The 20,777-nt window shown below is 63.6% G+C and carries 25 protein-coding genes and 1 pseudogene; 8 read left to right on the forward strand and 18 right to left on the reverse strand.

Annotation, left to right across the window (positions count from 1 at the left end; translation table 11 throughout):
• The first annotated feature begins 10 nt into the window (after positions 1-10).
• Positions 11-1,498, forward strand: coding sequence for an HWE histidine kinase domain-containing protein (locus tag ACV1FX_RS14085; RefSeq protein WP_473118153.1), 1,488 nt, complete (start codon positions 11-13; stop codon positions 1,496-1,498).
• Here the strand turns inward: ACV1FX_RS14085 and ACV1FX_RS14090 are convergent.
• Positions 1,495-1,716 (reverse strand): hypothetical protein, encoded by a 222-nt coding sequence (locus tag ACV1FX_RS14090; protein WP_473118154.1) that lies wholly within the window; start codon positions 1,714-1,716, stop codon positions 1,495-1,497. The two genes, ACV1FX_RS14085 and ACV1FX_RS14090, sit on opposite strands and share 4 nt — an antisense overlap.
• Before the next feature lie 161 nt (positions 1,717-1,877).
• Between ACV1FX_RS14090 and ACV1FX_RS14095 the strand changes: the two genes are divergently transcribed.
• Both ACV1FX_RS14095 and ACV1FX_RS14100 read left to right on the forward strand, forming a co-directional pair.
• Positions 1,878-2,135, forward strand: a complete 258-nt coding sequence (locus ACV1FX_RS14095; RefSeq protein ID WP_473118155.1) for a hypothetical protein — start codon at positions 1,878-1,880, stop codon at positions 2,133-2,135.
• 93 nt (positions 2,136-2,228) lie between these two features.
• Positions 2,229-2,468, forward strand: coding sequence for a hypothetical protein (locus tag ACV1FX_RS14100; RefSeq protein WP_473118156.1), 240 nt, complete (start codon positions 2,229-2,231; stop codon positions 2,466-2,468).
• A gap of 233 nt (positions 2,469-2,701) precedes the next feature.
• Here ACV1FX_RS14100 and ACV1FX_RS14105 read toward each other — a convergent pair whose 3' ends face one another.
• Entirely contained in the window at positions 2,702-2,959 is a 258-nt protein-coding gene (locus tag ACV1FX_RS14105; protein WP_473118157.1) for a hypothetical protein, read from the reverse strand.
• Positions 2,960-3,020: 61 nt separating this feature from the next.
• Between ACV1FX_RS14105 and ACV1FX_RS14110 the strand changes: the two genes are divergently transcribed.
• Positions 3,021-3,215: a DUF3072 domain-containing protein gene (locus ACV1FX_RS14110; protein ID WP_473118158.1), complete on the forward strand. Its 195-nt coding sequence runs from the start codon at positions 3,021-3,023 to the stop codon at positions 3,213-3,215.
• A gap of 9 nt (positions 3,216-3,224) precedes the next feature.
• Here ACV1FX_RS14110 and ACV1FX_RS14115 read toward each other — a convergent pair whose 3' ends face one another.
• From ACV1FX_RS14115 to ACV1FX_RS14125, 3 genes are all read right to left on the reverse strand, one after another.
• Complete coding sequence (locus ACV1FX_RS14115) at positions 3,225-3,428, reverse strand: hypothetical protein (protein WP_473118159.1); 204 nt, start codon at positions 3,426-3,428, stop codon at positions 3,225-3,227.
• Positions 3,429-3,491: 63 nt separating this feature from the next.
• Positions 3,492-4,829: a PQQ-dependent sugar dehydrogenase gene (locus tag ACV1FX_RS14120; protein ID WP_473118160.1), complete on the reverse strand. Its 1,338-nt coding sequence runs from the start codon at positions 4,827-4,829 to the stop codon at positions 3,492-3,494.
• Complete coding sequence (locus tag ACV1FX_RS14125; RefSeq protein ID WP_473118161.1) at positions 4,826-5,275, reverse strand: DUF2231 domain-containing protein; 450 nt, start codon at positions 5,273-5,275, stop codon at positions 4,826-4,828. The genes ACV1FX_RS14120 and ACV1FX_RS14125 overlap by 4 nt, the downstream gene beginning before the upstream one ends.
• Positions 5,276-5,399: 124 nt before the next feature.
• On the opposite strand from ACV1FX_RS14125, the gene ACV1FX_RS14130 reads away from it, so the two are divergent.
• A complete protein-coding gene (locus ACV1FX_RS14130; RefSeq protein WP_473118162.1) occupies positions 5,400-5,651 on the forward strand; it encodes a DUF6496 domain-containing protein in 252 nt (83 codons plus the stop codon).
• 57 nt (positions 5,652-5,708) lie between these two features.
• On the opposite strand, the gene ACV1FX_RS14135 is transcribed toward ACV1FX_RS14130, so the two are convergent.
• Positions 5,709-6,071: a hypothetical protein gene (locus ACV1FX_RS14135; RefSeq protein WP_473118163.1), complete on the reverse strand. Its 363-nt coding sequence runs from the start codon at positions 6,069-6,071 to the stop codon at positions 5,709-5,711.
• A gap of 334 nt (positions 6,072-6,405) precedes the next feature.
• On the opposite strand from ACV1FX_RS14135, the gene ACV1FX_RS14140 reads away from it, so the two are divergent.
• Complete coding sequence (locus tag ACV1FX_RS14140) at positions 6,406-6,690, forward strand: hypothetical protein (RefSeq protein WP_473118164.1); 285 nt, start codon at positions 6,406-6,408, stop codon at positions 6,688-6,690.
• 66 nt (positions 6,691-6,756) lie between these two features.
• Here the strand turns inward: ACV1FX_RS14140 and ACV1FX_RS14145 are convergent, their stop codons facing one another.
• Complete coding sequence (locus ACV1FX_RS14145) at positions 6,757-8,310, reverse strand: Do family serine endopeptidase (RefSeq protein ID WP_473118165.1); 1,554 nt, start codon at positions 8,308-8,310, stop codon at positions 6,757-6,759.
• 150 nt (positions 8,311-8,460) lie between these two features.
• On the opposite strand from ACV1FX_RS14145, the pseudogene ACV1FX_RS14150 reads away from it, so the two are divergent.
• A pseudogene (locus tag ACV1FX_RS14150) lies at positions 8,461-8,814 on the forward strand (universal stress protein); the annotation flags it as partial.
• 19 nt (positions 8,815-8,833) lie between these two features.
• Here the strand turns inward: ACV1FX_RS14150 and ACV1FX_RS14155 are convergent.
• The 10 genes from ACV1FX_RS14155 to ACV1FX_RS14200 all read right to left on the reverse strand — a co-directional run bounded on the left by ACV1FX_RS14155 (position 8,834) and on the right by ACV1FX_RS14200 (position 19,222).
• A complete protein-coding gene (locus ACV1FX_RS14155) occupies positions 8,834-9,046 on the reverse strand; it encodes a hypothetical protein (protein ID WP_473118166.1) in 213 nt (70 codons plus the stop codon).
• Between the two features lie 375 nt (positions 9,047-9,421).
• Positions 9,422-10,159, reverse strand: coding sequence for a ribulose-phosphate 3-epimerase (rpe, locus tag ACV1FX_RS14160; RefSeq protein WP_473118167.1), 738 nt, complete (start codon positions 10,157-10,159; stop codon positions 9,422-9,424).
• Entirely contained in the window at positions 10,156-11,094 is a 939-nt protein-coding gene (gene cbbX, locus ACV1FX_RS14165; RefSeq protein WP_473118168.1) for a CbbX protein, read from the reverse strand. The genes rpe and cbbX overlap by 4 nt, the downstream gene beginning before the upstream one ends.
• 102 nt (positions 11,095-11,196) lie before the next feature.
• Positions 11,197-11,604 carry a ribulose bisphosphate carboxylase small subunit gene (locus ACV1FX_RS14170; RefSeq protein ID WP_473118169.1) on the reverse strand — a complete coding sequence of 136 codons (408 nt, stop codon included), beginning with the start codon at positions 11,602-11,604 and terminating at the stop codon, positions 11,197-11,199.
• 11 nt (positions 11,605-11,615) lie between these two features.
• The gene (locus ACV1FX_RS14175) at positions 11,616-13,076 is read right to left on the reverse strand and encodes a form I ribulose bisphosphate carboxylase large subunit (protein WP_473118170.1); all 1,461 of its coding nucleotides are present in this window, start codon (positions 13,074-13,076) and stop codon (positions 11,616-11,618) included.
• 40 nt (positions 13,077-13,116) lie between these two features.
• Positions 13,117-14,202 (reverse strand): class II fructose-bisphosphate aldolase, encoded by a 1,086-nt coding sequence (gene fba, locus ACV1FX_RS14180; RefSeq protein WP_473118171.1) that lies wholly within the window; start codon positions 14,200-14,202, stop codon positions 13,117-13,119.
• 31 nt (positions 14,203-14,233) lie between these two features.
• Positions 14,234-15,241 carry a type I glyceraldehyde-3-phosphate dehydrogenase gene (gene gap, locus ACV1FX_RS14185; protein WP_473118172.1) on the reverse strand — a complete coding sequence of 336 codons (1,008 nt, stop codon included), beginning with the start codon at positions 15,239-15,241 and terminating at the stop codon, positions 14,234-14,236.
• The gene (gene tkt, locus ACV1FX_RS14190) at positions 15,238-17,268 is read right to left on the reverse strand and encodes a transketolase (protein ID WP_473118173.1); all 2,031 of its coding nucleotides are present in this window, start codon (positions 17,266-17,268) and stop codon (positions 15,238-15,240) included. Before tkt ends, gap begins: the two co-directional genes overlap by 4 nt.
• A gap of 31 nt (positions 17,269-17,299) precedes the next feature.
• Positions 17,300-18,175 carry a phosphoribulokinase gene (locus tag ACV1FX_RS14195; RefSeq protein ID WP_473118174.1) on the reverse strand — a complete coding sequence of 292 codons (876 nt, stop codon included), beginning with the start codon at positions 18,173-18,175 and terminating at the stop codon, positions 17,300-17,302.
• Positions 18,176-18,187: 12 nt separating this feature from the next.
• Positions 18,188-19,222, reverse strand: a complete 1,035-nt coding sequence (locus ACV1FX_RS14200; protein WP_473118175.1) for a class 1 fructose-bisphosphatase — start codon at positions 19,220-19,222, stop codon at positions 18,188-18,190.
• 118 nt (positions 19,223-19,340) lie between these two features.
• Here ACV1FX_RS14200 and ACV1FX_RS14205 point away from each other — a divergent pair, with 118 nt between their 5' ends.
• Positions 19,341-20,312 (forward strand): LysR family transcriptional regulator, encoded by a 972-nt coding sequence (locus ACV1FX_RS14205; protein ID WP_473118176.1) that lies wholly within the window; start codon positions 19,341-19,343, stop codon positions 20,310-20,312.
• A 25-nt stretch (positions 20,313-20,337) separates the two neighbouring features.
• On the opposite strand, the gene ACV1FX_RS14210 is transcribed toward ACV1FX_RS14205, so the two are convergent.
• On the reverse strand, positions 20,338-20,724 hold the full coding sequence (locus ACV1FX_RS14210) for a DUF4118 domain-containing protein (protein ID WP_473118177.1): 387 nt from the start codon (positions 20,722-20,724) through the stop codon (positions 20,338-20,340).
• Positions 20,725-20,777: the final 53 nt, after the last annotated feature.

Here is a 20,777-nt window from a genome sequence, read left to right on the forward strand (position 1 = left end):
GTCCGATCAAATGGACCATGAAAAGGTCAACATCCTCCTCGTCGACGACCAGCCCGCCAAGCTGCTCGCCTATGAGGTGATCCTTAAGGACCTCGGCGAGAACCTCGTGATCGCCTCCTCCGGCCGCGAGGCGCTGGAGATCTTGCTGAAGAGCGAGATCGCGGTGATCCTGGTCGACGTCTGCATGCCCGAGCTCGACGGCTTCGAGCTCGCGGCAATGATACGCGAGCATCCGCGCTTCCAGAAGATCGCGATGATCTTCATCTCGGCAATTCAGGTCTCCGACATCGATCGCCTGCGCGGCTACGAGATGGGCGCAGTCGACTATGTTCCGGTGCCGGTCGTGCCGGAGGTGCTGCGCGCGAAGATCAAGGTGTTCGCCGAGCTTTATCGCAAGACACGCGAGCTCGAGCGGCTGAACCAGGAGCTGGAGGATCGCGTTCGCGCGCGCACCGCCGAGCTCGAAAGCTCCACCGCCAAGCTGCTCGAGAGCGAGCAGCGGCGCAGCATGGCGATCGCGGCCGGCAAGATGGGATCCTGGGACTGGGACTGGATCAACGGCGACTGGATGTGGGATGAAGGCCAGTATCGCATTTTCGGCGTCAGCCCGGAGACCTTCAACGTCACCTCGGCCAGCGTGCAGGCGCTGCTGCACCCCGACGATGTCGATCAATTCCGCAAGGCAATCGCCGAGTTCAACACGGGCACGCGCGCCTATGAAGCCGAATTCCGCATTCAGCGGCTGGATGGCGAGGTGCGCTGGTGCGTCGGAACGGCGGCGGCAACGCTGGACGGAAACGGCCGCGTCGTGCGGGTGAGCGGCGTCACTGTCGACATCACCGAGCGCAAGCGCGCCGAGGAGCGGCAGAACCTGCTCGCCCGCGAAGTCGATCACCGCGCCAAGAACGCCCTGGCGCTCGCGCAATCAATCGTCCGGCTGACCCGTGCCGACGACGTCAAGACCTACGTCAATGCCGTCGAAGGACGTATCAATGCACTGGCGCGCGTGCACACCATCCTGTCGCTGTCGAGCTGGCAGGGCGCCGAGATCAACAAGCTGATCGAGGAAGAGCTGGCGCCCTATTCGCTCGGCGGCCAGATCCGTCTGTCAGGTCCGGAGGTGCAGCTCGTGCCTGCTACCGCACAAACGCTGGCGCTGGCGCTGCACGAGCTGTTCACCAATTCGGCCAAATACGGCGCGTTGTCGACGCGATCGGGGCGGCTAGCGATCGGCTGGGAGGTCAATGGCGAGATGCTCGCGTTGACCTGGGAGGAATCCGGGGGGCCGCTGGTCAGGCCGCCGAAGACGCGCGGCTTCGGTACCAAGAGCCTGCTCGCGAGCGTCGAGTCTCAGCTCGGCGGACAGGCGCAATTCGATTGGCGCGCCGAGGGGCTTCTATGCCGTCTCGAAGTGCCGCTGACTCGGAAGACCGTGCTGCCGTCCACCGACAAATTCGACGCTGCGGTCTCCGGCGAGTTGCAGCGCGCCTCGGGTTAACGCCGGGCGCGCACCCTCACCGCCTGCATCTCCAACGGCGCATCCGCGACGCGCCCTTCGAGCCAGGCCTCGCTCCGCTCCAGATCGCGCAGCGCCATCGCGTAGCTTCGCGCAGCGCGCTGCTCGGCGCCACGCGGCAGCGTGCGCGCCTTGCGCAGCATCTCGGCCGCCGCGCTGCGATAGGCAAGCGAGCGATACAGAAAGATCACCTTTCCCATGATCGAGCTTTTCCCTGTCGTTGCTTCAGTCCTGATCTTCTCAGGCGTCGGATGAACGACACCTGAAGATCGCGCACGATGAACATTTGTTCAGGAAGATTCGATGTTCGAGGAACTTGCAATGACCCGACGCGTTTTCAGGACGATTGTCGAGGACGGCAATGCGAACGCGAAAATCGTCACGTTTGGTTTCGACGGCAGGCGCCATCACGCTGATGACGCAGGCAATGATGGGCGCCGCCCTCGGTCTCACCTTTGGCCTGGCGCTTGTGCTCGTCAATCCTGCCGTTGCCGCGCTGCTCAGAGATGGCGGAAGCCCAACCATTTTCGTGTTCGTGATCGCGCTCGTGACGAGCTTTGCTATCGGCGCAACACTGACCGGCGCCGTGTTCGTTTTGATGGACGACAAGGAAACTTGAACATGTGGCGGCGCATGTTGCGCTCGCGCTGGAACTCTCTCGCCCAATCGCTGTTGGCTCCCTGCGTCAATTTAACTCAAGGGAGTTCCGCGCATGAAAAAGACCCAACTTGCGTTGGCCATGATCGTAGCCTCCGGCCTCGTCGCCGCGCCATTAGCTGCCCAAGCCAAAACGCACAAGAAGCACCATTCGGCCACGACATCGTCGCAGACCACGACCGGTGCGAACATGAAATCGAGCGGCGGCGGAGCTGCCAATCCGTCGAGCCAGGGCAATGTCGGCCCGGGCACCAATCAAGCCGGCAGCATGAATACGCCGAGCAATTCGAAGTAAGCGCATTTGCGTCACCCGGAAGAGCCCCGCCCTCGCGGGGCTTTTTTCTTGCGCGTCGGGATGCGACGCGCGATGCCGCTAGCGCCAGATCGTCGGCTCGCGGTCGAGCGCCTGAGTTCGTCGACCGGGCAGCAGCCCATCCGGATCATCTGTAGAACTGTCGCAACACTGCGCCCGCGTGCGGCCATCCAAAGCGCGATGAGATCGGGATGACTCGTCGTGGCGCTTTCGCGCTATCGTTTGCCCGCATTCTTCGTAACGGCGCGGAAGGTCACTCGCTCGCCGATATTGGGAAGAAGATCGCCGCCGCCGGCTGACTTCCAGTCTGCGATCAGCCGCTTCATGTCCTGCCGCAGTCCGAGCAATCGAAGCGCACTTTCGCTGCAATCGCGATCGCGGTTGATGAGGTCGCGCACTGATGTCTCAAGGTCGATCATTCCCGACCTTAATGCACTGATTTTACGACGAATTTCATTAATTCTGTTGTCCATGGCTTGTTAGAACAAAATAAGAACATATAGTCAAGTCACGATTCAGGGATGGAGAGTGGAAATGCGAGTGGAAGGTAAATACGGCGCCAGGGATTTCCTCGCCGCGCAGATGACGCGGGCCCAGGTCCTGCGGCTGAGGCGGCTTAGCGAGGAGGCCTATCAGCCTGGCCAGTATGCGAGGGACCTCAGCTTCGACGAGGCGGCAAAGCGCATTCAGGCGCTGGAAGCCGAGATCGAGCTTGCCAATTCGTTCTGAACTGCCGCGTCACTTCCGCGCAAAGGCTTCCTTGAGGAAGCAAAGCCCATCATAAGTGAGCCGCGTTTCACCGGTCTCACCTCTGGCGATCTCCGCTTCGAGGAAGGTCTCGAGCTCAGGGAGCGTGCGTTCGAACTTGTCGCGCGCACCCGCCATCTCGCAAGTCTCGCGGATGCGTTCGATCGGCTTGTCGAGGATGTTGATCGTGACCATAGCGGACAATCCGCTCTGCCGCCGGTCCGTTCCGCGCGCGATGATTCTGTTCTCTCTCGCGCGTCAACCGCCAGCGGTCACGCGCCAGACGGCGTTGCCGGAGTCATCAGCGATCAGAAGCGCGCCGGATTTGTCGACCGCCAGCCCTACCGGACGGCCGCGCGCCTTGTTGTCGCTGTCGAGAAAGCCGGTCACGACGTCCTGTGCCTTGCCGTCAGGCTGGCCATTCCTGAACGGCACGTACACGACCTTGTAGCCGTTGAGCGTCTGGCGATTCCAGCTACCGTGCTCGCCGACGAAGGCGCCGCCGCGGTAGCTCTCCGGCAGCGCGCTCGCCGTGTAGAAGGCGAGCCCGAGGGGAGCGACGTGCGAGCTCAGCGCATAATCGGGAACGATCGCGCTGTCCACGAGATCCGGCCGCTGCGGCTGCACGCGCGGATCGAGGTGCTTGCCGTAATAACTGTACGGCCAGCCGTAGAAGCCGCCCTCCTTCACCGAGGTCAGATAGTCGGGCACGAGATCGGGGCCGAGCTCGTCGCGCTCGTTGACGACGGTCCAGAGCTTTCCGCTCTGCGGCTCGAAGCCGAGACCGGTCGGGTTGCGCAAACCTTCCGCAAACAGGCGCGAGCGTCCCGTCTCACGGTCGACTTCCCAGATCGCGGCACGATCGCGCTCGGCGCCAATTCCGTTCTCGACGATGTTGCTGTTGGAGCCGACGCCGACATAAAGCTTCGAGCCGTCGCTGCTCGCGATCATCGCCTTGGTCCAGTGATGGTCGATCGGACCGCCCGGCAGAGGCGTCAGCACGGTGCCCGGCGCGGTGATCTTGGTGTCACCCTCATGATAAGGATATTTCACGATCGCATCCGTGTTGGCGACGTAGAGATCATTGCCGACCAGCGCCACGCCAAAGGGCGATTTGAGGTGATCGAGAAAAGTGCCCTGCACCTCCGGTACGCCATCGCCATTGCTGTCACGCAACAACGTGATCCGGTTGCTCGGTCGTTCATCGCCTCCGGATGTCGCCATCTTCTCGATCCAGCCCATGATCACCGATTTGGGACGATGGACCGGCTCGATCGCCGGCGATCTGGACTCGACCACCAGCACGTCGCCATTGGGCAGCACGTAGATCGAACGCGGATGCTGCAATCCCTTGGCGAGCGCCTTGATCTTCAAGCCTTTCGCTACCGTCGGCGTCTCGTTCTCCTTCCAGCCGACGATGCGCGCGACGTTGATCGGCGGGAACAGATATTGCCGGATCGCGGGCAGGTTTGGCTGCGGTCCGACCTGAGCCGCAGGATCGCCGCTGCCGTCATTGCAGCCGGCAAGAAGAAGCGCCAGCGACGCTCCGGCAAGTGCAAGCTTCGCGGCTTGTCGTTTGCGCAAGGCCGATGTCATCGCGCAATCCCGATCCGATCACGATAGACCATCGTCCAGCCTTGCCAGCCCGTGAACAACAACAGCAGCACCACGATGGCGGAGAGGATCAGCCCGGTGGGCACGACCGAGGTCCAGCCGTCGCGGCTGTGGACGAAGGCGTTGACGAGCGACAGCACCATGACCAGCACGTTGCCGGCAAGGTGTAGCCAGGCTCCACCGTGCGTTCGCACCAGACGATTGCTGAGAAAATCCGTCAGCCCGGCAATTGCGGCGAGCACTCCCATCACGAGGCCCGCCAACAGCAGCCAGGATGAAAAATTCGCCCACATCACGTCCGCCGTCCGCCAATAGGCAAGATCAGTGATCAGCGTTCCGACGAAGCAGGCGATCGGAAACGGCACCAGCATTGGATGGATCGGATGCTTGGCGATGTGCACGGTTGGGCCGAGATCGGTGGTCGTCAAGACATGACCTCCCGCTGAGGAATATGTGTTGCCAACACCTTGGTATCGCGGCCGTTCCTATCTCGTTGCGCCAGACGGAACCATGCATGTACGGAACGGTTTTGTCTTTGAAGGGAGCATGCTCATGGCACGCAAAGCAAAGAAACGGCGCTATTCGAAGAGCTCCGGCAAGGATGTCGAAAGCGAGATGCGCCGCTACAAGAAGGGCACGGCCAGGAGCGGTCGTGGCGGACGCGGTGGACGCGTGAAGAGCCGCAAGCAGGCGATTGCGATCGGCCTGTCGAAGGCGCGCAAGAAGGGCAAGAAGGTCCCGAAGAAGAAGACGTCGAAGCGAAAGAGCTCGAAGAAGAAGTCGAGCAAGAAACGCTCCCGGTGAGATGACATTCGGCGGTGCGCGAAGCTCATGCACCGCCCGATGTCGATGTCGTGCTCTTCAGATCATGGTGCCGGGCATGAAGCAGCGGATCGAAATCCCGAATGCTGTTTTCACCGGCCAGACCATTGTTCGTCCGGCCCGGTTGGGCTCGGTGATGACGGCCTCATCGGGCACCTCGACCCACTGACCGTCGATGCGGACGCGGTAGTGCCCCCCATATGATTCCCAATCGGGATCGGCAAGAGCCACGCCGTCGGCATCCGAGCAACATGGCCCGAGGTGGCTGCGCAGACTATCGAACCATGGCTTGAGCGGGGAATCAGTGTAACGCCCGTCATCGCGACCCAGCGCGCTTTGGGTGCAGAGCACAAGCAGCACCAGCAGCAACGCGCCCCTGCTGAAGGCCTTCAATCGATCCATCGTTGGCACCGATCTCTGACGAGGTCCGGTTCCAGAAAGCGGTGCCCCCACTGGGAGTTCCGCTCGCGCAACCATCTCTCGCCCGCCAAGCCGCAAAGGGCGACTCGCGACCACCTTGAGTGAATGTAAATTTTTGGGCCGAACCCTGTCCGCAACAGATCAGTTAACGCGAATGTTATCGGGCCTGACCGGCTTATCCCCTCAAATGGACGGCTTCCCGGCAAGTTGCGCTCGTCGGGAACGCCGGCCAATCTCCAATGAAACTCGCGGCGTTCCCGAAACGGTTGTCGGCGGCAGGTGTTGACCCGCCGTGTGAAGACAACGGAGACAGCACATGAACTGGAAACGAGTGGCCGCAGCCGCAGTCCTCACCACCGCCATGGCAGCGCCTGCGCTGGCCCAGGAGCCTCACGCGCGATCGGTAGCCGCAAGGCACCATAACGGTGAGGTTTACTACCACGAGGGCTCGGGTTTCTGGCCGGGCGACGTAGCCGCAGGCGTGGTCGGCGGCGCGATCGGAACGGCAGGCGCGATTGCGACCGCGCCGTTCCGCGGCGGGTATTGCGAGCCCGGCATGAGCTATATCGGCCCAGACGGCTTGCGTCACCGCTGCTGGTAAGCCGAGCCGATACGAAAGAGGCGGCCGCGAGGCCGCCTCTTTTTTTGTTGCGTGATCGCTCTTTGCTCAGGCGATCGGCACCGCGACGAATTTCGTCGCCTCCGCGCTCTTCACCTGCAACAGCACGCTGCGCTTGCCGGCGGATTTCGCCTGCTTCAGCTCGGTCCGGACGTCGTCGATGCTGGCGACGGCCTTGCCACCGACATTGAGGATGACGTCACCGGTCTGGATGCCGTGGCTTGCCGCCGCGCCTTCCGGATCGACGGAGGTCACGACGACACCCTTCTGGCCCGCGCCCTGCACATCACCGGCCGGAGCGAGGCTGAGGCCAAGGCGGGGCGTGCCGTCGGTCTGCTGACCCTGGTCCGCCTTGTCATTGGCCTTCGCCTGACGCTCGTTCGGGAGCTCGCCGAGGTTCACGCTCACGGTCTTGCTCTCGCCCTTGTGCCAGACGTCGAGCTTCACCGAGCTTCCCGGCGCCATCGTACCGATGGTGCGGGCGAGATCGCGGGAGTCCTTGATCGCGGTGCCGTTGACGGCAGTGATGACGTCACCGGCCTCGATGCCGGCCTTGGACGCCGGGCTGTTGTCCTGCGGAGTATCGACGATCGCGCCGCGCGCTTCCTTCAGCCCGAGGCTGTCGGCGATATCAGCAGTCACCGGCTGCACCTGGACGCCGAGCCAGCCACGCGTGACCGAGCCGTTGTCCTTGAGCTGGGCGACCACGAGCTTGGCGGTATTGGCCGGGATGTCGAAGCCAATGCCGACCGAGCCGCCCGACGGCGAGAAGATCGCAGTGTTCACGCCGATCACGTTGCCGTTCATGTCGAAGGCCGGACCGCCGGAATTGCCCTTGTTGATGGGCGCGTCGATCTGGATGTAGTCGTCGTAGGGGCCAGCGCCGATGTCACGCCCGTTGGCCGAGACGATGCCGGCCGTCACCGTGCCGCCGAGGCCGAAGGGATTGCCGACGGCAACCACCCAGTCGCCGATCCGCGGACGCTGCTCGGAGAACTTCACGAACGGAAAGTCCTTCTTGCCGTCGACCTTGATCAGCGCGAGGTCAGTCTTCGGGTCGGTGCCGACAACCTTGGCCGTGTAGATCGTACCGTCGTCCGCGGTCACCTGTACGGACTGGGCATGGTCGACGACGTGATTGTTGGTCACCGCATAGCCGTCGGCCGAGATGAAGAAGCCGGAGCCTTCGCCGGTGATCACACGGTGGCGCTGCGGCATGCCGTTGGGCATTTGCTGCATGCCCTTCGGCAGGCGGAAGCCGAATTCCTTCGGGAGCTGATCGAACGGTGAATCCTCGTCTGAATCCATCCGGTTCTGCTGCAGCATCGCATTCTTGTCGTCGGTCTGGTCGATCTTGACGCGCACCGAGATCACGGCCGGCTTCACCTTGGCCACCAGATCGGCAAAGCCGGGCGGGGTCGGCGTCGTCTCGGCAGCCAGCGCCGACGAGGTGAAGGACGTACCGTGGAACGGCGAATGGCCGCCGGGAGCGGCGGCAAGCACGGCAACGCCGAGCGCGGCCACGGTACCAAGCAGTGCGAGGCGTCGGGGTTTCAGGATCGCACGCGGCTTGGCTGAATCGGGATTGATGTGATCGTTCATGTCGAAATGTCCATGTTGGATGAGCAGTCGCCTTGCTCCCAACAATTGACGACGCAACATTACGGTGTCCCGTCCACGCGATTAATTCTTGGCAAAGAAAGCTGCGACCTGCGGCCGCGGGTGACAGCGCTTGATGCAGGTCAACGCGCGTGGGATGGCAGCCGCGTAGCGGCCCGCGCCTTGCGCGACGCGATGCCGTTCCTGTCGCGGGCTGGGAAGATCGTCATCATGACGGTCAACGAGGCGACCTCCGTGCCGGGTGAAGCTTCGGCGGACCAACTCGCAAAGCATCTGGCGCGGCTCGGGCTGGAAGCTCGCATCGTCAACCTGTCGGCGAGCCGCGCCGACATTCAGCCGACGATCTTGTCACTCGCGGCCGATGAGAGCCTCGATCTCCTAGTCATGGGCGGCTACGGCCATTCGCGCTTGCAGGAGCGCGCGCTCGGCGGCGTCACTCGCGCGATGCTGCAAACGATGACAGTCCCGACGCTGATGTCGCACTAGCAGCGAAGAGCTTTGCGCCTCACGCAGCGGCGTTGTGCTGCCACTCTGCCGGGGCTGCTGCGTCGTCAGCGCCTTGCGCATTGCACGCGTCGAAGTGAGCCTTCAGCTCGGCTTCGGCGAGATGTTCGAAATGCTCGGCCTGGCCGAGAAGATCCCAGCTCTGCAGGGGTCGATACGCCGCCTGCTGACGGCACAAGGACGCCAGAGCACGGTACCGACGCACGTTCTCCATGAGATTCTCCCACCTTGGCTACGCCCGGCTTATTTCGCCGGTTTGCGTCACGCTCATTGCACTCGTGCGAAACATTTGCTGCGCGGACCACTCTTCCTTGAAAGAGTTAACGCGGAAGCCAGCCCGTTGGCATTGCCCTGGGTCAAACTTCAGGAAAGTTTCGCCGAGACCTGAATTGGGATCATGCCACAAAGTTGCGGCATGTGTGGGGCAAGTCACAGCCAAATGCAGCAATTTTCGGCTATGGGTTCCACTGTATGGCCGCAAACAAGGTAACGGCGGTACACAGGGGCTGCGACAAACCTGCATGCAGCCTGCGACTGGGGCCGCACGGAACTGGAACCGGCGGCTCTTTCATTTTGGCGTCACGTCGGGTTATCGAACCAGCTCGCTCGCGCCGGTCCGCAGCAGTGATGTCGAACCATATTGCAGCTTCGGAACCCGGCCGGCTTCCGCCGCAGCGCGGATGGCCGCAATGTTGTTCGCGTAGTCGGCCCTGCCGTTACCACGGAACACAGCCGATCCCGCCACCAGCGCATCTGCGCCGGCGCCTGCAACCGCAGCCGCATTGTCGCGCGTGACGCCACCATCGACCTCGAGTCGGATCGGCCGGTCGCCAATCATCTGGCGGATGCGCCGGATTTTCTCGATCTGCGATCCCAAGAACGATTGCCCGCCGAAGCCCGGATTGACCGTCATCACCAGGATGAGATCGAGGCGGTCGAGCACGTATTCGATCGCGCCTTCCGGCGTCGACGGGCACAGGCTGACGCCCGCCTTCTTGCCAAGTGCGCGGATCGCCTGCAACGAGCGATCGAGATGCGGGCCGGCCTCGGCATGAATGGTGATGATGTCTGCGCCCGCCTTCGCGAACGCTTCGAGGTAGGGATCGGCAGGCGAGATCATGAGATGCACGTCAAATATCTTGGCCGTGCAGGGACGGACTGCCTTGATGACGTCGGCGCCGAAGCTGATGTTCGGCACGAAATGCCCGTCCATTACATCACAATGGATCCAGTCGGCACCGGCGGCATCGATCGCGGCGATCTCCTCGCCGAGCCTTGCGAAGTTCGCGGCGAGGATCGAGGGTGCAATGATAATCTCGCGAGTCATGGCTTTGCCCTCCGTCCATCGCCCGCAGCCCCGCCGCTGAAGACACGGCTCGCCAGCACGTCCGCGGAATCGATGGTTTCGAGATCGGCGATATCGAGCATGCGGTCGAGATCCGAGACGAGACGATCGGCCTGCCGCAGACGGATGCGGTCGACCGCGTTGCGGATCGAGCGCGCGTTGGAGAAGAACGGCTGGGTCCGTCGTAGCGCGATGTACTTCTCGAACGCATCGCGCGCCGCGGCCGAGAAGCGATAGCCGCGCTCCTTCAGCATCAGCTCCGCGATGAAGATCAGCTCGGCTTCCGAATAATCCGGGAATTCGATGTGATGGGCGATACGCGAGCGGAAGCCTGGATTGGAGGCAAAGAAGCTCGTCATCCGCTCGCCATAGCCTGCGAGGATCACGACGAGGTCCTCGCGCTGATTCTCCATGACCTGAAGCAGGATCTCGATCGCCTCCTGGCCGTAGTCGCGTTCGTTGTCGGGCCGATGCAGATAGTAGGCCTCGTCGATGAAGAGCACGCCGCCCATGGCCTTCTTCAGTATCTCCTTGGTCTTCGGCGCGGTGTGGCCGATATACTGCCCGACGAGATCGTCACGTGTCACCGAGATCACCTGCCCTCGCCGCACGAACCCGAGCCCGTGCAGGATTTTTGCCATGCGCAGCGCCACCGTGGTTTTGCCGGTCCCGGGATTGCCGGTAAACGACATGTGCAGCGTGGGCGGGGCCGAGACCAGGCCTGCACGCTGGCGGATGCGCTCGATCAGCAGGAGCGATGCGATTTGGCGCACGCGGTTCTTGACCGGCTTCAGGCCGATCAGCTCCTGCTCGAGCTGTTGCAGCGTGTCGGTTATCCCGGCCGTCTCGGCTTCCTTGCGGAGATCGAAACTGGTCTCGTTGGGCTCGGTTGTCGTTGCGTGGGGGACGTCCAGCATGGCTACCCTCGAAGAAAAGAGCTTCGCCGCGGGGGGAGAGCGGCGAAGCAGTGGTCCGCCAAGGATACGGAGCAGGGAGAGCTCCGCGCGGAGGAGAACGACTTAGGTTGATGCGTGTGCGGCCTGCCGGCGAACGGTGGTGTAGCGGATGGCACGGCCGCCGACCTCCTGTCGCACCAGATCGAACTCGGCCTCCTGCGGCGGCCGGCTGACGAGGAACGAGATCCGCACCGACTCCCAGCCGTGGCTGGAGTCGAAACCGCTGACACGGATGTAGCGATCGCCATATACCCTGCGGCATTCGGCGAGTTCCATCATCACGCCGGCGGCGTCCTGGAGATCGAACATCGGCAGGCCCCACATCTCCCAATAGGTGTTGCGGGGATGCGGATCGTCGGTGAACTCGATGTTCACCGCCCAGCCGTTGGCGAGGCAGTACTGCACCTGCTTGTAGATCTGATCGTCGGTCAAATCAGGCAGGTATGAGAAGCAGCCTTGGGTCAGTTTCATGTTGCGTCTCCTCAAACGGTTTCCAGCGCGGTCGGCACGAAGTCCGGCGTGTCCGTGGATTGGTAGTTGAAGGTCACGTCCTTCCAGACGTCGAGCGCGGCCTTCAACGGCGTGCAGGTCTGCGCCGCCTTCGCCAGGATCTCCGGACCTTCGTGGACGTAATCGCGGCCCTCGTTGCGGGCGAGGATCATCGCTTCCAGCGCCACGCGGTTGGCTGTCGCGCCCGCCGCAATCCCCATGGGATGACCGATCGTGCCGCCGCCGAATTGCAGCACGACATCCTCGCCCAGAAGATCGAGCAACTGGTGCATCTGCCCGGCATGAATGCCACCGGAAGCCACCGGCATCATCTTGTTGAGGCTCGCCCATGACTGATCGAAGAACAGGCCGTGCTCGAGCCTCATTGGGTTGAAGTCCTCGCGGCAGACGTCGTAATAGCCTCGCGTGGTGTTCGGGTCGCCTTCGAGCTTGCCGACCACCGTGCCGGCATGAATGTGATCGACACCGGCAAGCCGCATCCATTTGGCGATGACGCGGAACGAGACACCGTGACTCTTCTGCCGCGTATAGGTCGAGTGACCTGCGCGATGCAGATGCAGGATCATGTCGTTGCGCCGCGCCCATTTCGCCATGGATTGGATCGCGGTATAGCCGATCACGAGGTCGATCATGACGATGACCGAGCCGAGCTCCTTGGCGAACTCCGCGCGCTCGTACATGTCCTCCATCGTGCCCGCGGTGACGTTCAGGTAGGTGCCCTTCACCTCGCCGGAGGCCGCCTGCGCGCGGTTCACCGCCTCCATGCAGTAGAGGAACCGGTCGCGCCAGTGCATGAAGGGCTGCGAGTTGATGTTCTCGTCGTCCTTGGTGAAGTCGAGCCCGCCCTTCAATGCCTCGTAGACCACGCGGCCGTAGTTGCGACCGGAAAGGCCAAGCTTCGGCTTCACCGTTGCGCCCAGCAGCGGCCGGCCGAACTTGTCGAGCCGCTCGCGCTCGACCACGATGCCGGTGGCTGGCCCCTGGAACGTCTTCACATACGCAACCGGGAAGCGCATGTCCTCGAGCCGCAGGGCCTTCAGCGGCTTGAAGCCGAAGACGTTGCCGATGATCGAGGCCGAGAGGTTCGCAATCGAGCCTGGCTCGAACAGGTCGAGGTCGTAGGCGATGTAGGCAAAATACGACCCCGGCGTGCCGGGCACCGGATCGACCCGGTAGCACTTGGCGCGATATTTCTCCGCCGCGGTCAGGCGATCGGTCCACACCACCGTCCAGGTCGCGGTCGAGGATTCACCGGCCACCGCCGCAGAGGCCTCGATCGGGTCGACGCCCTCCTGCGGAGTGACGCGGAACAGCGCGATGACGTCGGTGTCCTTCGGGGTGTAGTCGGGCTCCCAATAGCCCATGCGCTTGTATTCCATGACGCCGGAGCGATAGCGTTCCTTGCCGCGGACCGTGCCTGCATGTGCGTTCATGTCTCTCTCCTGCTCTTCTTTCTCTGCTCTTTCTGATTGATCAGGCCGCGACGGATTCGCGGGGGTCGATGCGCTGGTCCAATTCACCGGCGCGGTACCGCCGCGCCATCTCGTCCATGGGAATGACCTTTATTTTGCTGGCATGACCGGCGGTGCCGAACTGCTCGAAGCGTTCGCGGCAGAGGTTGCGCATTGCATCCATCGCGGGCTTCAGGAATTTGCGCGGATCGAACTCCGAACGCGCTTGCGACGCCACTTTGCGGAACACCGCGGTCATCGCCAGGCGGCAGTCGGTATCGATGTTGACCTTCCGCACGCCGCTCTTGATGCCGCGCACGATCTCCTCCACCGGCACACCCCAGGTCTGCGGCATCTCGCCGCCGAACTGGTTGAACATGTCCTGGAGCGGCTGCGGCACCGATGAGGAGCCATGCATTACCAGATGCGTATTCGGCAGCCGGCGGTGGATCTCCTCGACCACCCGCATCGCCAGGATATCGCCATCCGGCTTGCGGCTGAACTTGTAGGCGCCGTGCGAGGTGCCCATCGCGATCGCCAGCGCATCGACCCCGGTGGCGCGGACGAAATCGACGGCCTGATCGGGATCGGTCAGCAACTGGTCGTGACTGACTTCGCCTTCGACGCCGTGACCATCCTCCTGCTCGCCGCCGCCATGCTCGAGCGAGCCGAGCACACCGAGTTCGCCTTCCACGGACGCGCCGACCCAATGCGCGAGATCGACGACGCGGCGGGTGATCGCGACGTTGTAATCATAGTCGGCAGCTGTCTTGGCGTCGGCCTTCAGCGAGCCGTCCATCATCACGGACGTGAAGCCATGAGCGATGGCGGACGCGCAGGTCGCCTCGTCATTGCCGTGGTCCTGATGCATGCAGAGCGGGATGTCGGGATAGGTCCGCTCCAACGCATCGATCATGTGCGAGAGCATGAGATCGCCGGCATAGCTGCGCGCACCGCGCGAGGCCTGGATGATGACGGGCGCATCGACCGCGGCTGCCGCCTGCATGATGGCGATGCCCTGCTCCATGTTGTTGATGTTGAACGCCGGCACCGCGTAACCATGAGTTGCGGCGTGATCGAGCAGTTGCCGAAGGGTAATGCGTGCCAAGGGAGTTCTCCGTTTCTGTTCTATGGTCAGCTCAGATCAGTCGGCCCATCGCCACCGCGGTGTCGGCCATACGATTGGAAAAGCCCCATTCATTGTCGTACCAGCTCATTACCCGCACGAGATTGCCATCCATGACCTTGGTCTGGTCGAGATGGACGATGCTGGAGCGCGGGTCGTGGTTGAAGTCGGTCGAGACGTTGGGCGCGTCGGTGAAGCCCAGAACGCCCTTGAGCCGGCCATTCGCGGCGGCCTGCACGGCGTCGTTGATCTCTTTCGCGCTCGTCGCGCGCCTGGCGACGAACTTGAAATCGACCGCCGAAACATTCGGCGTGGGCACGCGGATGGCGACACCATCGAGCTTGCCCTTCAGCTCCGGCAGCACCAGGCCAACTGCCTTGGCCGCACCGGTCGAGGTCGGGATCATCGACAGTGCGGCGGCACGGGCGCGGTAGAGATCCTTGTGGAAGGTATCGAGCGTCGGCTGGTCGCCGGTGTACGAATGGATCGTGGTCATGAAACCCTTCTCGATGCCGACGACATCGTCCAGCACCTGGGCGAGCGGTGCGAGACAATTGGTCGAGCACGAGGCATTGGAGACAACGATGTGATCGCCGGTTAGCTTCAGATGGTTGACGCCGAACACGACGGTGAGATCGACCTCGCTCGCGGGCGCCGAGACCAGCACGCGCTTGGCACCGGCCTGAAGATGCGCCGCCGCCTTGTCGCGCGAGGTGAAAAGTCCAGTACATTCGAGCGCGATATCGACGCCGAGTGCACGATGCGGCAGTTGAGCGGGGTCCCTGACCGCGGTCACCTTGATCGGACCGCGGCCGATGTCGATGGTGTCGCCATCGACCTTGACTTCGGCCGGGAAGCGGCCATGGACGGAGTCATACCGGAGCAGGTGTGCATTGGTTTCGACCGGACCAAGGTCGTTGATGGAGACCACCTCGACGTCGTTGCGGCGAGACTCGGCGATCGCGCGCAAGACGTTGCGACCGATCCGTCCAAAGCCGTTGATGGCGACACGCAAGCTCATGCTGCTCTTCCTTCCCTTGCGCGGTCGACCGAGCGCCTGGCCGCTTCCGCAACGCTCTGCGGCGTGATCTTGAATTCGCGGTAGAGGATAGGCGCGGGCGCCGAGGCGCCGAAGCCGCGCATGCCGACGAACTCACCATCCGCGCCGATCCAGCGCGGCCAGTCGCCGGGCACGGCGGCCTCGATGCCGACCCGCGGCGCGGTGCCAAGCACGGTCGCGCGATACTCGTCGGGCTGCTCTTCAAATAGCTTGAAACAGGGCGCCGAGACCACGGCGGCGCGAATATGCTCGGTCGCGAGCAGGCGCGCGGCCTCGAGCGCAATCGAGACTTCCGAGCCGGTCGCAATCAGCGTCACGTCGCGCCCGCCGTCGGGCGTGACGACGAGATAGGCCCCGCGCCCGACGCGGTTCCGGCCGCGCGCATCGCTGCGGAAGGTCGGCAACGCCTGGCGCGACAGGCACAGCACGGAGGGGCGGGTCGTCGCCTCCAGCGCGCAGTCCCAGGCTTCCAATGTTTCCACCGCGTCAGCGGGACGGAACACCAGCAGATTTGGGATCACGCGGAGCGCGGCGAGATGTTCGACCGGCTGGTGCGTCGGACCGTCCTCGCCAAGACCGATGGAATCGTGGGTCATCACATGGATGACACGCAGCCGCATCAGCGCAGCGAGCCGGATCGCCGGCCGGCTGTAGTCGGAAAACGCGAGGAACGTGCCGCCATAGGGAATGAAGCCGCCATGCAGCGCGATGCCGTTCATCGCGGCGGCCATGCCATGCTCGCGGATGCCGTAGTGGATGTAGTCGCCGGCAAACCGGCCGCACGTGACAGGGACCTGCGCCTTCGCATGCGTCAGGTTCGAATGGGTCAGATCGGCCGAGCCGCCGACGAGGCCCGGGATTGACGACGCGATGCTGTCGAGCACCTGTTGCGAGGCCTGCCGCGTCGCAAGCTTCGGACGCTCGGTGGCAAAACGCTCGCGCAATTTCGCCAACGCCTGGGCATAGGCACTCGGCAGGGCCAGAACCTTGCCCTCGATGAACAGCTCTCGCTGCGCAGGGTTCGCGCACTCATAGCGATCGAGCCAGGCGAGGCGATCGACCTGCCCCCGCTGTCCGATCATGCGCCACGCCTTGAGGATCGGAATCGGCACCACGAAGGGCTGATAGTCCCAGCCGAGAGTCCGACGTGCGGCCGCCGCCTGCTCGGTGCCGAGCGGCGCGCCATGCGCCTTCTCGGTGCCCTGGCGATCCGGCGCGCCATAACCGATGATGGTGCGGCAGGCTATCAGCGAGGGCCTTGCGGTTGCGCGCTCTTCCGCGATCGCCTGCGCGACCGCTTCCGGATCATGTCCGTCGACGCGACGCACCGACCAGCCGGACGCGGCGAAACGCGCGAGCTGGTCGTCCGAGGTCGCAAGCGAAGTCGGCCCGTCGATGGAGATGCCGTTGTCATCGAACAACACGATGAGACGTCCAAGCTGGAGATGACCGGCGAGCGAGATCGCCTCCTGGCTGATGCCTTCCATCAGGCAGCCGTCGCCGGCAATCACGTAGGTGAAGTGGCCGACGAGGCCGTCGCCATGCCGCGCATTCGCCATGCGTTCGGCGAGCGCCATGCCGACCGCCGTCGCGATCCCCTGCCCCAGCGGGCCCGTTGTGGTCTCGACGCCCGGCGTGTGGCCATATTCCGGATGACCCGGCGTCTTCGAGCCCCACTGCCGGAAAGCCTTGATGTCGTCGAGGCTGACGGCGCCGCCGGTGAGATAGAGCAGCGCGTAAAGCAGCATCGAACCGTGCCCCGCCGACAACACGAAGCGATCGCGGTCGGGCCAATTCGGATGCGCCGCGTCGAATTTGAGGAAGCGCGAGAACAGCACGGTTGCGGCGTCGGCCATGCCCATCGGCAGGCCGGGATGGCCGGACTGCGATTGCTCGATGGCATCGACGCTGAGGAAGCGGACGGCGTTGGCGAGATCGGCATGGCTGACCATGTTGAGGTCAGCTTCGGCATGAACCGAGATGTTCATCAGACCCTCCCGTTGGTCTCGTTGTCGTTCATCATTTCAGGCTTCGCTTGCGCTCGATGAGCTGCATGATCAGAGGCGTCAGGATGAGCTGCATCGCAAGATCGAGCTTGGCACCTGGACAGACGATCGAATTTGCCCGCGACATGAAGCTGTGCGGCAGCATCGAGAGCAGATAGGGGAAGTCGATGCCGCGCGGATTCTTGAAACGGATCACGACCATCGATTCGTCCGGGGTCGGGATCCAGCGTGCGATGAAGGGATTGGACGTGTCGACCGTCGGCACGCGCTGGAAGTTGATGTCGGTCTCGGTGAATTGCGGGCAGATGTAGTGGATGTAATCAGGCATCCGCCGCAAAATGGTGTCGGTAACTGCCTCGGTCGAATAGCCCCGCGCGCTGCGGTCGCGGTGCAGCTTCTGGATCCATTCGAGATTGATGACGGGCACGACGCCGATCTTGAGGTCGGCATAGCGCGCCACGTTGACCTTGTCGGTGACCACGGCGCCGTGCAGGCCCTCATAGAACAGGAGGTCCGAGCTCTCCGGCAGCCGCTCCCATTCGGTGAAGGTGCCGGGTGCTGCGCCATGCAGCGCGGATTCCTCGGCGTCGTGAACGTAGTGCCGCGTCACCGCGGTGCCGGTCTCGCCATAGTCGCGGAACGCCCGCTCCAGCTCCTCGAACAGATTGGTCTCGGGGCTGAAATGGCTGAAGTGCTTGTTGCCGCGCTCCGCCTCCGTCGCCATCTGCGTGCGCATCTCGGCGCGGTCATAGCGGTGGAAAGCGTCGCCCTCGATGTAGACGGCGTTGACCCGCTCGCGAAAGAATATCTGCTCAAAGGTCTTCTTGACCGATGTCGTGCCGGCGCCGGACGAGCCGGTGATCGAGATGATCGGGTGTTTCCTCGACATTCGCTATCCTCCTCACAGCCGGAAGAAGCCGCGGCGCGCGAACAGCGGCGCCGACACGCTCGCGACCAGCAACGGATCGCAATGCAATTCCTCGACGCGCCGCACCTCGTTGTGCGAGCCCATGATCAGCGGCACGCGCTGGTGCAGATTGTGCGCGGCGAGATCGAGGATGCGCTCGCGGCCCGTCGAGGCGGCGCCGCCGGCCTGCTCCATGATGAAGGCCATCGGATGCCCCTCGTAGGTCAGCCGCAGCCGGCCGTCGCCGTAACCGGGGCGCGCATCGGAGGGATAGAGGAACACGCCGCCGCGGGTCAGGATGCGATAGGCTTCTGCGACGAGTGAGGCGATCCAGCGCATATTGAAATTGCGGTTCGCCGGACCGTCGACGCCGGCGAGACATTCGTCGACGAAGGCGCGCACCGGCGCATCCCAGTGCCGGCGGTTCGAGGCGTTGATCGCGAACTCGTCGGCCGTCTCGGGAATCTGCACGCCGCGCCGCGTCAGGCGGAAAGCGCGCCCGCGGTCCAGCGTGAAGACATCGACACCGTCGCCAAGCGTGAGCACCAGCGAGGTCTGCGGACCGTAGGTGACGAAGCCCGCCGCAAGCTGCGCCGAGCCGCGCTGGAGGAAGGCAAGGCTGAGATCATCGGGGGCCGGCAGGATCGAGAAGATCGTGCCGACCGTCATGTTGATGTCGATGTTGGAGGAGCCGTCGAGCGGATCGATCGCGACGCAGACCTTTGCCGCGCGGTCCGCGATCTGCGGCTCGCGCATCTCCTCCGAAGCAAGCGCGGCAATCGGCGCCCTGCCGAGGCAGCGGCGAAGGATGGCATCAGCCCGCAGGTCGAGGTCGCGCTGCAGGTCGCCGTCGCTGTTGCAGCCGGTGGTCAGACCCGAGGCATCGGACAACTGACCGGTGCCGGTGAGATCGGCGATCTCGATCGCGGCGGTGGCGATGGCATCGACGGCAGCGGCAACGGCCAGCGCCTCGGGTGCGGTCTCAGAATACCGTTGAAGATAGTCATCCAGCCTGATTTGCCCGGTCATCTTGCGTCCATCCCCTCGTGGCCGCCGCAGTCCTTGTTCCCGGATCGGGAGCGGAGCGGCTGGTCCCAGCACGAAGAAATTGACAGAGCCGACCTAATAAGGAAAATTTCTATTCGTAATGAGCGCCAAAGAATTTTCTTATAATGGTCACCCCGCAAGCCAGCTCCGGCATCTGACGATCCGGCAGCTCCGGTCGCTTGCCGCGCTGTCGGCCAAGGGCAGCGTGACGGCGGCCTCGACGCATCTCGGGCTCACGCAGCCGGCGGTCACCCAGCAACTCCGGCAATTGCAGGATCTGGCGGGGCTGCCGCTGGTGCAGCGGACCGGCGACGGCATGTTGCTGACCGAAGCGGGCAAGGAAGTGCTGGCGCTCGCCGATCGTGTCGAAGCCGCGATCGCGGATTGCCAGGGCGCGCTCGATCTCCTGGCGGGGCGGACCGGCGGCATCGTGCATCTCGGCGCGGTCTCGACCGCAAAATACTTCGTGCCGCACGCCATCGCGGCGTTCTCGCAGCGCTATCCGAAGATCGAGATCAAGCTGACCATCGGCAATCGCGAGGACATCCGCGAGGCCATGCACGGTTACGATCTCGATTTCGCGGTGATGGGTCGGCCACCGGCCGACGTCACGGTCGACGTGCGCCAGCTGGGGCGCAACCCGCACATCATTGTCGCGCGCAAGGGGCATTGGCTGGAAAAGGATTCCGGCCTCAACCTGACCGACCTCGTGCACGAGACCTTCCTCACCCGCGAGCCTGGGTCAGGCACGCGGACGCTGATGGAAGGCATGTTCCAGAAATCGGATCTCGAGCCGATCATCGGCATGGAGATGAGTAGCAATGAGACGATCAAGCAGGCGGTGATCGCAGGCCTCGGCATCGCCTTCATCTCCGCGCACACGGTGGCGCACGAGCTCGCCGAAGGCCGCCTCATCATCCTCGATGTCGCGGGCCTGCCCATCGTCCGGCAATGGTACGTGATCCGCCGCAGCGACAAGGTGCTTCTACCCCCGGCGCAGGCGATGTTCGATTTCCTGGGCTCGGAGGGTTCGAACTATCTACCTGATGTGCCGGAATTGCGCGGGAGGTAGATCCGACTCGCGCTGGCAGCGCGTGCTACTGCGAATTCGGCGCGACCGTCTTGTCGGTCGCCTCGAGGCCACCGCCATTGACGATCGTCACGGTCTGTCGACAGAGATCGGCAAGGCCGATCAACAACACGCTGAACAGGAAGAACAGATTGATGTCATGCGCGTCGGCGCGGGTCAGCGTGCTGAACTCGAAGAAGGGCGGCATGAACGCCCACCAGACCAGCGGAACGGCGAGCAGGATGGCGAACACCGCCGCAGGTGCTCCCGCAACGAACCCCACGATGAAAACGGCCGGCAGGAACGCGGCAAAATAGAGCTGGGCGCCAAGGAGAACGCAAGCGCCCTGAAAGCCAGCCGAAGCTGCCACCACAAGGAAGGCGAACGCAAAGGCCTGTCCGGACCACGGCCGCATTTTCGGTCCTGACAACATCCCTGGGCGGCTCATTGAAAATCCCCTTTTGCGCC

The organism is Bradyrhizobium ingae, from assembly GCF_055791185.1.